We start from the raw sequence: 13118 nt of genomic DNA, 5'->3' as shown, positions 1-13118 counted from the left end.
CCCCGTTGGCGGCGGTAGCGAGGTACAGAACGGACCAAAAACGGCTACTTCCGCCAGAACGGAGTGGGGAGGTCGCTGGCCGGGGAGGCCGTCTGCTGGTCGGCGCGCTCGACGTAGTTCCGGACCAGATAGTACGCCGCGACGTAGGCGACGCCGGCGAGCACCACTGCGAGGATGAGATTTCCGATGAGCAGGAGCTGGATCAACAGCAGGGCGGTCTCGAGGTGTGTCCACCTGGTCGCGATGAGGGGATCGGTGCCGAAGAGGGTCGCACCGACGTAGAAACTTCCGAGGTAGACGGCGGGTTTGATGGCGGGATTCAGGACGGCCACGGAGGAGAAGATCGCGGGCTTCGAGATCCAGGACCACCAGTACGCGAACAGGAAAAACGAGCCGATTCCGAGCCCACCGGTCGGCAGGGCCGTGACGAAGATGCCGATGGCAAAACTCGTCGCGACCTCGTGGGGCGTGTGTTCCTCTTCCCACGCCGTCCGGAGCGCGTGCCGTACCCGGTCCTGCACGCGTATCACTCGGTCACGGAACATACTGCCTATCAGCGCAACCTCATCTATCGAGAGAGAAAAGCGTGTCGACAGGTGTCAACCGGAAATACTGTATTGGGACTCGAGTCGGGTTTACACGACGGTACGCCAGCGCTCGAGAGTGGATAGATGAATGTTCGCGCGTACGAGTTCGACGCGCTCCTCAGGCGTCGCTCTCCTCCCAGAGCGAATAGAGGTCGTCCATCACCGGGTCGGCGATCGATTCCCCGTCCAGAACGAGCGACGGTCGTTCGGCGTCGCCCTCGAGTGCCCGGACGCGACCGACGACCGTCGCCTCGAGGTCGGCCGTCGAAACTGCGTCGAGACACGCCTGGAGGTCGTCGTCGGGAACCGTCGCGAGCAGTGCTCCAGAGCCGAAGATCCGGAGCGGGTCGACCCCGGCTGCCGCACAGAGGGTCGCCGTCTCCGACCGGACCGGAATCGCGTCGCGGTCGACCTCGAGTCGAACGCCCGAGGCCTGGGCGAGTTCGAGCAGGCCGGCCGTCACGCCGCCCTCGGTCGGGTCGTGCATCGCAGTCGCGTACTCTCGGAGGACTCGGGCGTCGGGGACGACGCTAATCTCCGACAGGAACGCCTCGGCGCTCGAGCGCGCGGTCTCGTCGACGTCGAGTTGTTCGCCGAAGTCCGCCGCCAGGATGGCGGTCCCCTCGATGGCGGCGGCTTTCGTCAAAAGGACGTGGTCGCCCGGTTTGGCACTACCGGTCTCGAGAACGCGGTCGGCGGCGCCCATCGCGGTCAGCGAGACCAGGGGTCGCTCGAGGGCGTCGACGTACTCGGAGTGGCCGCCGACGATGGTCGCCCCCAGCGAGCGAGCGGCGGCGTCCAGGTCGTGGGTGACGGTCTCGAGGGTGTCGTCCCCGTCGTCGGCCGCCGACGGGGGGAGCAGGATGACGGTCGTGAGCCAGCGGGGGTCGGCCCCGCTGGCGGCGACGTCGTTGCAGACGACGTGAACGCCGAGGGTGCCGACTTCGCTGGCAGCGAGTGAGATGGGGTCGGAACTCACGACGAGGTGGCCGCCGGGCCAGTCGATGGCCGCCGCGTCCTCGCCCGTCGCGGGACCCTGCAAGACCGACTCATCGGCGTCACCGGTTCGGCCGAAGACGTGCGCCACGAGGTCGTCGGGGTGGACTTTGCCGGGCATACGACGAACGTGGGCGATGGACGGCTTGTAGCTGTCGAAGGCACAGAGGCGGCAACAGCTACTTCAAAAAGTGTAGTAGCACGTCGTGCTACCGAGGATTGATCACTCGCTAATCGTCTCAAGTCCGTCGACCGGATTGACCGAGTAATCGACCGAGAGGACGTCTTTGGTCGCCCGGATCTTGCCGACGAACGTCGAGATGTCCTCGAGCGAGCCCTCCAGGACGAACAGTTCCATACAGAAGTGATCGCCGACGTGGCTGTGGAAGTTCGAGGCGACGAGCGACTCGTGTTCGTGGCGGAGGCGCATCATCCGCTCCTCGACGCTGGTCGTCTCGTAGTCGAACATGACGGTGACGATGCCCATGAGTTCGCGGTCCTCGAGTCGGGTGTCCTCGAACTCGCCGAGGAGGTTTCGGGAGGCTTCCCTGACGACTTCGCTCCGACCCGTGTACCCGTGATCGTCGGCGAACTGATCGATTCGCTCGAGCAACGCATCCGGCATCGAGACGCTTACGACGGCCATATAATAATCTGATACCATAGAATTGTTAAACCTTATTATTCCACCTCGGTCTGGGTTCAGAGTCAGAGTTAAAGCCGGACACGGATTCGGGTTCGACCCGGTAGTCGACGTTACCGCTCGAGTCGCGGATCGAGGGTTGACGATTGGCGTCGACGGCTTTACAGTCCCGAGAGAACTCCTCGTTACGCTTCCTCGCCGCGGGCCAACGGTGTCTTGCCCAAAAACTCGGAAACGGTGACGGGCGTCGACGAACGACGCGAGACGAACACTCGTGGCGAAACCGGGGGCTGGAATCGTTTGATTCCGACCTCGAGTCGGCGGCTATATCCCTCGATGAGTAACTCGAGATTACACGCCGGAAGCGACGAGGCTGGGATGTGTATTCTCTCTATTACAATGGCCGGTCCCCGCACACGAGTGCACGTTATGTCTGGAAATCGGCCCCGAAACGCGCCACGCTCGCGGGTCTCCCGTCGGACGTTCGTCGCCGCAGCGGGTGCCTCCGGTGCGGTGGGACTTGCCGGGTGCATCTACGGCGGCGGTGGTGACGACTCCGAGGGAACGGTCTCGTTCGGCTTCGACCCGAGCGCAGCGAACGAGGTCGGCGACGATATCGAGAGCCTGTACCACGAGAATGGGCTGAGCGAGGACATCGAGATCGAGTTCCGCCCCGGGGCAGACAACAGCGACGAACGCCGGGACAACTACCAGACGGCCCTCGACACCGGGGAAGCCGAACCCGACCTGATGCTGATGGACAACGGCTGGGTCAACGTCTTCATTCAGCAGGGACTCATCGCGAACCTGAACGAGGAACTCGAGGAGGAAGACGTCCAGCGCGTCAACGACGAGTACTTCGAGGGGTTCACCGCGACGGCTCGCGACCCCGAATCCGAGGACCTCTACGGCGTACCGCTCTTTCCGGACTTCCCGGTGATGATCTACCGAAAGGACTACGCCCGCGAGGCCGGCTACGAGGACGGCGACTTCGAGACCTGGGCCACCGAACCCATAACCTGGGAGGAGTGGTCGAATCTCGCGGAGGAAGTCGTCGACGCCTCCGGCGCCGAGTTCGGCCTCTCGACGCAGTGGGACGTCTACGAGGGAACGTCCTGCTGTACGTTCAACGAGGTGTTGAGTTCCTGGGGCGGCGCGTACTTCGGCGGGCCGGACAACCTGTTCGGTCCGGTCGGCGACCGGCCGGTCACCGTCGACGAGCCCGAGTTCGTGGACTCGCTGCGGATGATGCGAACCTTCGTCGATCCGGAGTACGGCGACGCGCTCGAGGGCTACGCCTCCGGCGTCGCCCCCTCCGACATCACCTCCTGGACCGAAGACGAGTCCCTGCCCGAGTTCGAGAACGGCAACGCGGCGTTTCACCGCAACTGGCCGTACGCGATCCGCGCCGCTGCCGAGGAACACGGCGTCGACAACGTCGGGACGATGCCGATTCCCTACGCCGTCACCGAGGACGAGGCGAACCAGTCCGGTACCGGCGGGACGACCTCCGCCCTCGGTGGCTGGCACATCGTGCTCAACCCGAACTCGAACAACCTCGAGCAGGCCCGCGAGGTGTTGCGGGTGTCGATGGAGGACGACTTGCTGCTGGGCATCCTCGACATCTGGGGCTGGCTCCCGCCCAAGCCCGAACTCTTCGAGTCCGAGGAGGCCGAGAGCATCGAGCCGATGGGCGCGTACATGAACACGCTTCGCCTCGCCGGCGAGAACACGATGCCCCGTCCCGTCACGGAGGTCTGGGGCACCGAGTCGACGCGGATCGCCGAGGAGGCCAACAGCGCAGTTTCTGGCTCGAAGGATCCCGAGGACGCTGCCGCGGACCTCCAATCAGCGCTCGAGGACATCGAATCGGGGTGACGTGACCTATGAGCACCGAACAGGGATCGAGCGGCCCGACGCGCGAATCGAAGCGGTCGGGACCGTTCGTCGCGATCACCAGGTGGATGGAGAACCTCGGCGAGACCGGCTTCGCCTACCTCCTGTTGACGCCCGTCTTCGTCCTCCTCGGAGCCATCGCGCTGTACCCGCTCTTGCGAACACTCGAGATGTCGCTGTTCACGGACCTCATCGGCGCGGGATCGGGGGAGTTCGTCGGCCTCGATCACTACGTGAGTCTGTTCACCGGCGACGCGGATCGGTGGCTCCCCGGATCGTCGACGTTCCTGCCGACTGACCTCACCAGCAGCGCGATGTTCCGAAGCGCCCTGATGGTGACGCTCATCTTCACGTTCGTGAGCGTCTTCTTCGAGACGATCATCGGATTCGGCCAGGCGCTCGTCCTCGACCAGGACTTCCGGGGCCGGAGCTGGGTTCGCGTGGCCATCATCATCCCGTGGGCGATCCCCATCGTCATTCAGGGGATGATCTTCTACCTGATGTTCCACCCGAGCACCGGGTTCGCCGCCGACCTGATCGCCGCGCTCGGCATCGTCGCCCAGGAGAACACGCTGAACGATCCCTCGAGCGGACTGATCATCGTCACGGTCGCGGACATCTGGAAGACCTCGGCGTTCATGGCCCTGCTCATTCTCGCCGGCCTCCAGAGCATCGATCGGAGCCTCTACGACGTCGCGAAGGTGTCGGGCGCCACGCGCTGGCAGCAGTTCAAGCTCATCACGTTCCCGCTCATCCTGCCGACGCTGGGCATCGCCATCCTGTTCCGGACGATCGACGCCATGCGCGTCTACGGCCTGATCGACTCGACGGCCGGCTGTACGGCCGTCCCGTCGCTTACGTGCATGGTCGTTGCGACGTTCACGAGCCAGCGTGGGCTCGCCTCGGCGATCGCGTTCGTCACGGCGGGCATCATCGGTGCAGTCGTGTTGATCGTCGTCTACCAGCAGTACAGGGAGGGATTGTAGATGAGTCCCGAATCGGGAACTGGAACGCCGCCTCGAGCCGAGTCCGGAACGCCCGACGCCGCGTCGGAAACACGCCGCGGACAGACCGAAGACGACGGGCGAGGCCCGCTCGAGCGATGGACGCGGTCGGTGCTCACCGACTCGGGGAGTCGAGACCGCCTCTACCGGGCGCTGTTTTACGTCGTCGCGATTTTTTTCCTGGCGACGACGCTGTTCCCGTTCTACTGGCTGCTGGTGCTCGCGTTGACGCCCAACACGGACATCATCGCGGGCGACTGGACGCTCTCATTCCTGGGCCTCGAGATTCCATTCCCGACGCCCCAGGCGTTCCGCGTGGAGTCGTTCGTCGAGGTCTTCGAGGTGATCCCGTTCCACCTCTACGTCTTCAACAGCTTCGTGCTGGCGACGATCACGACCGTTATCGTCATCATGATCGCGAGCCTCGCGGGGTACGTCTTCGGGCGCCTCGAGTTCCCCGGTCGCGGGGCGCTCATGCTCGGTATCCTGGCGATTTCGTACTTCCCGCCGGCGGCGTTCCTGGTGCCGCTGTTCGAGGCGTTCACCGGCAACGCGGTCGTGATCCCGTTCCTGGGCGTCGAACTGTTCCAGTCGCCGCGGCTGGTCAACAGCCCCGCGTCGATGGTCCTGCCGTTCAGCGCGCTGTTCTTGCCGCTGTCGATCTTCATCCTCACGACGTTCTACGCCCAGATTCCCGACGGCCTCGAGGATGCCGCGCGCGTCGAGGGGACGACCCGACTCGGGGCGCTGTTCAGAGTGATCATGCCTCTGTCGGCACCCGGTGTGGCGACGGCGGCCGTGCTCACCTTTATCGCCGTCTACAACGAGTACTTCTTCAGTTCGATCATGGCTATCGGGAACGAGCCCCAGAACTGGTCGCCGCTGGTCGGTGGCATCCTGAGCTACCAGACCCAGTACTCGACGGAATTCAACCTGATGGCGGCGGCGAGCATCGTCGGGGTCCTGCCCGTCGTGATCCTCGTCGTCGTCGCCCAGGAACGCATCGTCAGCGGACTGACCGCCGGCGCACTCAAGGAGTAAACTATGGCACGCGTAACACTCGAACACGTCACGAAACGCTACGAAGACGTCACCGCGGTCGACGACATGAACCTCGAGATCGAAGACGGGGAGTTCGTCTGCCTCGTCGGCCCCTCGGGGTGTGGGAAGTCGACGACGATGGAGACCATCGCCGGGCTGACCAAACCCACGGAGGGGAAGGTATATATCGGCGACGTCGACGTCACGACCTTGCCGCCGAAGGATCGCGGGGTGTCGATGGTCTTCCAGAACATCGCGCTGTTCCCGCACATGGACGTCTACGAGAACATCTCCTTCGGCCTCCGACTCCGAAAGTACGACAAGGACGAGATCGATCGCCGGGTCGACCAGGCCGCCGACATCGTCCAGCTCGAGGGCATGCTCGACCGGATGCCCGACGAGATGTCCGGGGGGCAGCGTCAGCGTGTCGCTATCGCACGAGCAATCGTCCGCGAGCCGGACGTCTTCCTGATGGACGAACCGCTGGCGAATCTCGACGCCAAGCTCAGAGTCCACATGCGGACCGAACTCCAGCGCCTGCACAAGGAACTCGACACGACCATCGTGTACGTCACCCACGACCAGGCCGAGGCGATGACGATGTCAGATCGCATCGCCGTCATCAACGCCGGCGAACTCCAGCAGATCGACCCGCCACTGGTCTGTTACAACGAACCCGCGAACCGGTTCGTCGCCGGCTTCATCGGCTCGCCGTCGATGAACTTCGTCGAGGGCGAACTCGTCGAGGATGGCCTCCGAAGCGAGTGGTTCGACGTCGCGTTCGATCCGGCAGCAATCGAGGGCGTCACCGTCGGCGACCCCGTGACGCTCGGCGTCAGACCGGAGGACGTCCACCTGGCCGACCGAACCGGGTCATTCGCGACCGCCACGCAGGAGATCCCCGTCACCACGGACGTCCTGGAACCGATGGGTAACGAGGTGTTCGTCTACCTGCGCCTCGCGGACGGCCCGAGTCGAACGATGGACGAGGACGTCGCCGGGGCCTCGACGGGCGAGTTGCTCATGAGTCTCGACCCCGACACGCCGATCGAGGAAGACCAGGAGACGGGCGTCGTCCTGGACCGCTCGAGCATCCACCTCTTCGATTCGACCACCGGCGAGGCGCTCGCTCACGGCATCGAGACGTTCGCCGAACAGCCCCGGGGCGACGACACGACGCCGACCGAGGCGGAGTCCGACAGCTACTCATGAGCGACCTCGTCATCGCGATTTACTACGGCGGCCTGCTCGTCCTGTTCTTCTTCTGGATCTACGGGATCGTCTCGTTCGTCCTCGACGTGCGATACAAGATCGTCCCCGGAATCCGCCGGTATCGCCGGGGACGACGGCGCCTCGAAGACGATGCGACGGAGCGAGACGAACGGAAAGAACGGGACGAACGGGAACGACAACTGTACTGAGTCGAGTCTGGACTCGACCGGGAGACGCACTCACCGCACATGACGCCACAACACGACCGAACGACGCTTCGAACCGGCCTCGTCGGCCTCGGCAACATCGGGCAGTACCACGCCGAGCGCCTGCTCGACCTCGGCGTCCCCCTCGTCGGCGGCATGGACATCTCCGCGGACGCTCGAGAGAGCTTCGCCCGCCGCTACGACGTCGACGCGTACGACGACCACACCGACCTCTACGACGAGGTCGACGCCGTGATCGTCACCACGCCGAACAAGTTCCACGAGGAGTACACCGTCGCCGCGCTCGAGCGAGAGGTGCACGTGCTGGTCGAGAAACCGCTCGCGCACTCCCTCGAAAGCGCCAGACGAATCGTCGACGCCGCGAAGGCGAGCGAGGCCGTCTGCATGGTCGGGTTCAACAACCGCTTTCTGAACACCGTCCGAATCGTTCGCGACCGGATCGAACGTGGCGACCTCGGGCGGGTGAATCACATCGAGGCGAACTACGTCCGCCGGCGAGGCGTTCCGGGTCGTGGCTCCTGGTTCACCCGTCGGGCGGTCGCGGGCGGCGGCTCGTTAATCGACCTCGGGGTACACGCCATCGACCTCGCGCTCTACCTTCACGAGTACCCCGACGTCGTCGAAGTCAACGGCGTGACGCGAACCGAGTTCGGCACCCAGGAGGAGTACGCTTACCTCGACATGTGGGGCGACGACGCCGGACCGGAGGAGTTCGACGTGGACGACTCCGCCAGCGCCTTCATCCGATGTGCGGACGAACGGACCATCTCGCTCGAGGTCGCCTGGGCGACGAACCGCCCGCCGACCCACGAGTTCTTCGTCCGCGGGACCGAGGCCGCCGCGCGGTTCGACTTCCTCGAAGGGGACCTCTCGTTTTACTCCGCGAGTGCGGCCGGCCCACACCACCTCGAGGATACGTCCGTGGAGACGGCGCACAACGACACCCACGCCGACGAACAGCGCGCATTCTTCGACGCCATCGTCGGCGGTCGGTCGCTCGAAGACAGCGTCGACCAGGCGTTCGCGGTGCAGCAGGTGATCGACGCGATCTACCGCTCGAGCGACCTGGGCAGGTGCGTGATGGATTTCGAGTCCCCTTGATCGCCTCAGGTATCGCTGTCGAAGCGTAGAGGACTGGACGACTGCGCGTACCCGCCCTTTTATTTCGCCGGCAGCCGTCGATCGAGACGTATGGACATCGGCGTACACACTCCACCACTGTACGGTGAATCGCTCGAGGACGCCGTCGCCTACCTCGCCGAGCGCGGCGTCGGCGCGATCGAACCCGGCGTCGGCGGCTATCCGGGCGACACCCACTTGCCTCGAGACGAGTACCTCGACGACGAGGACGCGCAGGCGGACCTCCACGCGCTGCTCGAGAACCACGAGATGCGAATCAGCGCGCTCGCGACCCACAACAATCCGCTCCACCCCGACGAGGAACGCGCGAGCGAGGCGGATACGGAACTCCGCGAGACGATCGAGTTGGCCGACCAGCTCGACGTCGGCACCGTCACCTGCTTCTCGGGTCTCCCGGCGGGTGGACCGAACGACGAGGTCCCCAACTGGATCACGGCGCCGTGGCCGAGCGAACACGCCGACGCCCACGAGTACCAGTGGGAGGTTGCCCGCGAGTTCTGGGGCGACCTGGCCGCCTACGCGGACGATCACGGCGTCGACCTGGCGATCGAGATGCACCCGAACATGCTGGTCTACGAACCTAGCGGCCTGCTTGAGTTGCGCGAAGCGACCAACGAACGCGTCGGGGCGAACTTCGACCCCTCGCACCTCTACTGGCAGGGAATCTCGATCACGGACGCGATTCGCCACCTCGGGAACCGCGACGCGATCCACCACGTCCACGCCAAGGACACCCGCATCTACGAGGAGGAATCGCGCGTGAAGGGCGTCCTGGACACGACGGCCTACGACGACGAGCCCAACCGGTCGTGGCTGTTCCGCTCGGTGGGCTACGGCCACGGCGAGGGCCACTGGAAGGACATCGTCTCGACGCTCCGGATGGTCGGCTACGACGACGTGCTGAGCATCGAACACGAGGACTCGCTCACGAGTTCGACGGAGGGCCTCGAGAAGGCCATCGAACTGCTCGAGCGGGCGGTCTTCACGGACCAGCCGGGCGAAGCGTACTGGGCCGAGTAGCCAGTTTCGCCGTCACCGCCGGTTGTGCTGATCTAGCGCCGTGCTACCCGCTACCCGCTACCCGCTACCGCTATCTGCTCGCCCCCAGGTCCGGCGAGACACGGCCGTCAGGAGCGGCCCTCGGTACTTCTCGAGGTCGAAGTTGAGCCCGATGTAGACGCTTACAGCGGCGAGAACGATTCCGGCGGCGACGTCCGAGAACCAGTGGATGCCGAGGTACATCGTCGAGAGAACGACGCTCAGTGCCAGAATGCCCGAGATGGGCACCCAGAGCGGATACTCGTCGCGGGTCGCCAGCGCGAGGAAGAAGACGCTCACCGACAGCGACGTGTGAAGCGAGGGGAAGACGTTCGTGTTCTGGTTGATCTCGTTGGTCAGGAACCGGGCCTGCGGGTAGGACTCGTAGAGGAGCGGGACGACCTCGAGGGCGAGGAGGTTTCGCGGCCCGTAAGCGATGAACAATACGTAACAGAGCAGGCCGATGGCGTAGTTCGCCGTAAACGCGAGCACCAGCGAATTGAACCGGTCCATTCGCCGCAGCGAGAAGTACGCGACGAACGGGAACAGGAGCAAGAATGCGTAGCCATAGAGGTAGCTGAAGACGAAAAACGACGTCAGGAGGTCGCTCTCGAGCGACTGGAGTACGATGACGGGGTTCTCGGCGAACAGTTCCCGCTCGAATCGGTCGATCAGCGGCGTGATGTTTCGGCCGACGACGCGAAACTGTAACCACGACATGACGTCCTGGGAGGTCCACGGGGCGCTCTGGGAACCTCCCCATCTGAGGGCCAACACGCCGAGGAGAGCGCCGAGAGAGAGGGATGCGCTTCGAAACCGCGACCCGGCATCCCTGAGTGCGCGGGTGAATCGTGCCGGCCCGACTAGGACCAGCGTCGCAGAGCAGAGCATCACGCCGACGCCGAGCGCGAGATCCACCACGACTCCTTCGAGTGCCATACGCACCTGGTACGTTCTCGACGGGGTTAAAACAATCTGCTCGCGGGCGAATCTGTTCACAGTGACTGACCGAAGGCCCAGCCTCAGGTTCGTACGAAAAGCCAGCGCGGCCGATCACTCGACGAGTTCGCCGTTGACGTAACTGTACCCGGCCTCCTCGAAAAGCGCTCGTGCCTGCTCTTCGTCGAGTTCTCCCTCCTGGCCTGGAAATCCGTATCCCGAAGCGTAGCGGTCGGTGTCCCACCGGTCGTCGGGGATGCCAACGAAGGCGCTCTGGGTCTCTGGCGCGCTCGCATACCCGTGAAAAATCGTCTCGACCGCATTTTCGCGGTCGATCAACTGCGATATCACGCCCCTGAACCGGGGGTTGCCGAGCGAGGAGTGGGTCAGGTTGTACCCGATCATGTAGAACGCCCCGGTGTCCTGGGTCGTCGTCCGAATGGATTCCTCGTCTGCGACCTCGTCGAGTTGGGTCGCCGGGACCTGATTGGCGATGAAGTCGAGGTCGCCGTCGATCAGCGCGTCGAGAGCGGCGCCAACGTTCGGCAGGACGCGAAACTCGAGGCCGTCGAATCTGGGAGCTGTCTCTGTGGACGCGTCTTCGTCGTCGGATTGCTCGTCCCCGTTCCCGTCTCCGTCTCCGTCTCGGTCACCGTCCTCGGGCCCGTCGTCCGTCTCGTTGTCGGCTCCGTCGTGCTCTGGCTCCGTCTCGGGGGCATCCGTCGCCGGTTCGTCATCGCCTTCGCCTTCGCCCTCGCCTTCGGTTTCGGACTCGGACTCGTACAGCACGTGATCCTCGAACACCTCGAGGGTGACCGACTCGCCGTCTTCGGATTCGACGAACGCGAACAGGCCGGAGCCGACGGGTTCGGAGTTGTCCCAGTTGAGGGCCTCGGTCTGGTGATCACCGACGAGTTCCGACCGCTCGTACCAGATGTGCTCAGGCAGCAAGGGGAGCGTCAGCGCCCACCGAGCCACTTCTCGAGAGACGCCATCGAAGTGAACGCGGACCGTGTGTTCGCCAGTCACAGTGACCTCGTCGATCAGCGATTGCCGACCTCGTAGCTGTGGAGCCGTGACGGGGCTTTCGGCTTCTCCGAGCGAGGTGTCGGAGAGGAAATCGACCGTGAACCGGACGTCCTCGGCGTCGATTGGCTCACCATCGTGCCAGTGGAGACCGTCGTGGAGCGTCACCCTCGCCTCGAGTCTGCCGCCGGATTCGTCCCACTCGATACGCTCGGCGAGCCAGTGGACGTACTCCTCGTCGAACTTTCGAACGAGCGGATCGTACACCAGGTCCAGAATCGTCTGGACGTCGGTCAGGTCGACGACGAGCGGGTTCAGGCGTGATGTGCGCTGATAGCCGAACAGGCCGGCACGAAGCGGGCGGTCAATCTCGTCGTCGGGTGGGTTCGTAACGGCCTCGAGGTACTCCCGTGGGGTGAACGGGATCTGATACAGCGAGAGGTCGGCGTCGACGGCGCCGAGGTGGTCGTGGTGGGCGACGACGGTGTACGGAGCCGTATCGTCCTGGGTGAGATAGGTAAACAGGGTATCGAAAATCTCGCGTCGGTCGTCTCCCCTGGCTTCGCGCTGTGAATCGAGGTAGCCGTCAGTCGTGGGATCGGAGAATCGAAACGGGTTCTGCCAGCCCTGTTCGCCGACGAAGTCCGAGTGGAGAAGCGACCGGAGCGAGTCGACCTCGTCGAAACCGGGGTGGCGAATGATGAAGACGTCGTAGTTTCGTTCGATCAGTACCTCCCGGTAGAGTTCGGCTTCCTCGAGCGGGACGTGATCGGTGTCGATCCCGACCGCACGGAGGTTGTCGGTCAACTGGTTCGCGATCTTCGGGGCGATGACGTCGTCGTCGGTCGGAACGGTCTTGATCTCGAGGGAGACCGGGTCGGGCGAGGTGCCATTGGTTCCAGACCAGATGTACTCCGAACAGCCGGCGAGGGACGCGCTGGCAGTGGCCCCGAGTGTGGCCAGGAGGTCTCGCCGGCGTACCCGTTTATCCATCACCTCTCTGGTTACTTACGGCGCAGTATATGACTTTCTACTCAGTCGACATTGCGTGTCTCTGGTAGTTTGCCGCCCTCGAACGAAGGCGGCACCCCTTCGATCACGTCGGAGAGGACGCATCGAACACGACGATCACCAGTGGGCACTCTGCAGTCGCGCGATACGCGCGAGACGGAAATCGAGTGTATAACTCGAGCGTCGAGAATCGAGTTCTGGTTCGAGTGACGCCTCGAGTAATCGCTCCCAAACGTCCCGTAGCGACCGATTACCCGCTCGCTCGAATCCCGGCGTTCGCAGTACGGTCGGCATAACAATGGACGTATACGAAGCCCTGATAGTACGGCTCCCAGACAGGTATTCCGCGACGATCGCC

The 13118-nt window shown here is 64.2% G+C and carries 12 protein-coding genes; 7 read left to right on the top strand and 5 right to left on the bottom strand.

The window, feature by feature from the left end:
* Window positions 1-44 precede the first annotated feature (44 nt).
* From J1N60_RS16335 to J1N60_RS16325, 3 genes are all read right to left on the bottom strand, one after another.
* The gene (locus J1N60_RS16335; RefSeq protein WP_312909016.1) at window positions 45-521 is read right to left on the bottom strand and encodes a DUF2062 domain-containing protein; all 477 of its coding nucleotides are present in this window, start codon (window positions 519-521) and stop codon (window positions 45-47) included.
* 184 nt (window positions 522-705) lie between these two features.
* On the bottom strand, window positions 706-1704 hold the full coding sequence (locus J1N60_RS16330; RefSeq protein ID WP_312909015.1) for an AIR synthase family protein: 999 nt from the start codon (window positions 1702-1704) through the stop codon (window positions 706-708).
* 102 nt (window positions 1705-1806) lie between these two features.
* Window positions 1807-2229 (bottom strand): CopG family ribbon-helix-helix protein, encoded by a 423-nt coding sequence (locus tag J1N60_RS16325; RefSeq protein ID WP_312909014.1) that lies wholly within the window; start codon window positions 2227-2229, stop codon window positions 1807-1809.
* 426 nt (window positions 2230-2655) lie between these two features.
* Between J1N60_RS16325 and J1N60_RS16320 the strand changes: the two genes are divergently transcribed.
* The 7 genes from J1N60_RS16320 to J1N60_RS16290 all read left to right on the top strand — a co-directional run bounded on the left by J1N60_RS16320 (window position 2656) and on the right by J1N60_RS16290 (window position 9766).
* The gene (locus J1N60_RS16320) at window positions 2656-4104 is read left to right on the top strand and encodes an extracellular solute-binding protein (RefSeq protein ID WP_312909013.1); all 1449 of its coding nucleotides are present in this window, start codon (window positions 2656-2658) and stop codon (window positions 4102-4104) included.
* A gap of 8 nt (window positions 4105-4112) precedes the next feature.
* Window positions 4113-5108 (top strand): carbohydrate ABC transporter permease, encoded by a 996-nt coding sequence (locus J1N60_RS16315; protein WP_312909012.1) that lies wholly within the window; start codon window positions 4113-4115, stop codon window positions 5106-5108.
* Complete coding sequence (locus J1N60_RS16310) at window positions 5109-6167, top strand: carbohydrate ABC transporter permease (protein ID WP_312909011.1); 1059 nt, start codon at window positions 5109-5111, stop codon at window positions 6165-6167.
* 3 nt (window positions 6168-6170) lie between these two features.
* Complete coding sequence (locus J1N60_RS16305; protein ID WP_312909010.1) at window positions 6171-7379, top strand: ABC transporter ATP-binding protein; 1209 nt, start codon at window positions 6171-6173, stop codon at window positions 7377-7379.
* On the top strand, window positions 7376-7588 hold the full coding sequence (locus J1N60_RS16300) for a DUF8005 family protein (RefSeq protein ID WP_312909009.1): 213 nt from the start codon (window positions 7376-7378) through the stop codon (window positions 7586-7588). The genes J1N60_RS16305 and J1N60_RS16300 overlap by 4 nt, the downstream gene beginning before the upstream one ends.
* Window positions 7589-7627: 39 nt before the next feature.
* The gene (locus J1N60_RS16295; RefSeq protein ID WP_312909008.1) at window positions 7628-8707 is read left to right on the top strand and encodes a Gfo/Idh/MocA family protein; all 1080 of its coding nucleotides are present in this window, start codon (window positions 7628-7630) and stop codon (window positions 8705-8707) included.
* Between the two features lie 90 nt (window positions 8708-8797).
* Window positions 8798-9766, top strand: a complete 969-nt coding sequence (locus tag J1N60_RS16290; RefSeq protein ID WP_312909007.1) for a sugar phosphate isomerase/epimerase family protein — start codon at window positions 8798-8800, stop codon at window positions 9764-9766.
* A gap of 57 nt (window positions 9767-9823) precedes the next feature.
* Here the strand turns inward: J1N60_RS16290 and J1N60_RS16285 are convergent, their stop codons facing one another.
* Together J1N60_RS16285 and J1N60_RS16280 are read right to left on the bottom strand one after the other, a co-directional pair.
* Window positions 9824-10723: a phosphatase PAP2 family protein gene (locus J1N60_RS16285; RefSeq protein WP_312909006.1), complete on the bottom strand. Its 900-nt coding sequence runs from the start codon at window positions 10721-10723 to the stop codon at window positions 9824-9826.
* A 114-nt stretch (window positions 10724-10837) separates the two neighbouring features.
* Window positions 10838-12742, bottom strand: coding sequence for an ABC transporter substrate-binding protein (locus J1N60_RS16280; RefSeq protein ID WP_312909005.1), 1905 nt, complete (start codon window positions 12740-12742; stop codon window positions 10838-10840).
* Between the last annotated feature and the right edge of the window lie 376 nt (window positions 12743-13118).

The sequence above is a fragment of the Natronosalvus caseinilyticus genome (assembly GCF_017357105.1).
In the GTDB taxonomy this organism is placed as follows: Archaea; Halobacteriota; Halobacteria; order Halobacteriales; family Natrialbaceae; genus Natronosalvus; species Natronosalvus caseinilyticus.
This window is presented reverse-complemented; position numbering and strand designations above follow the sequence as displayed.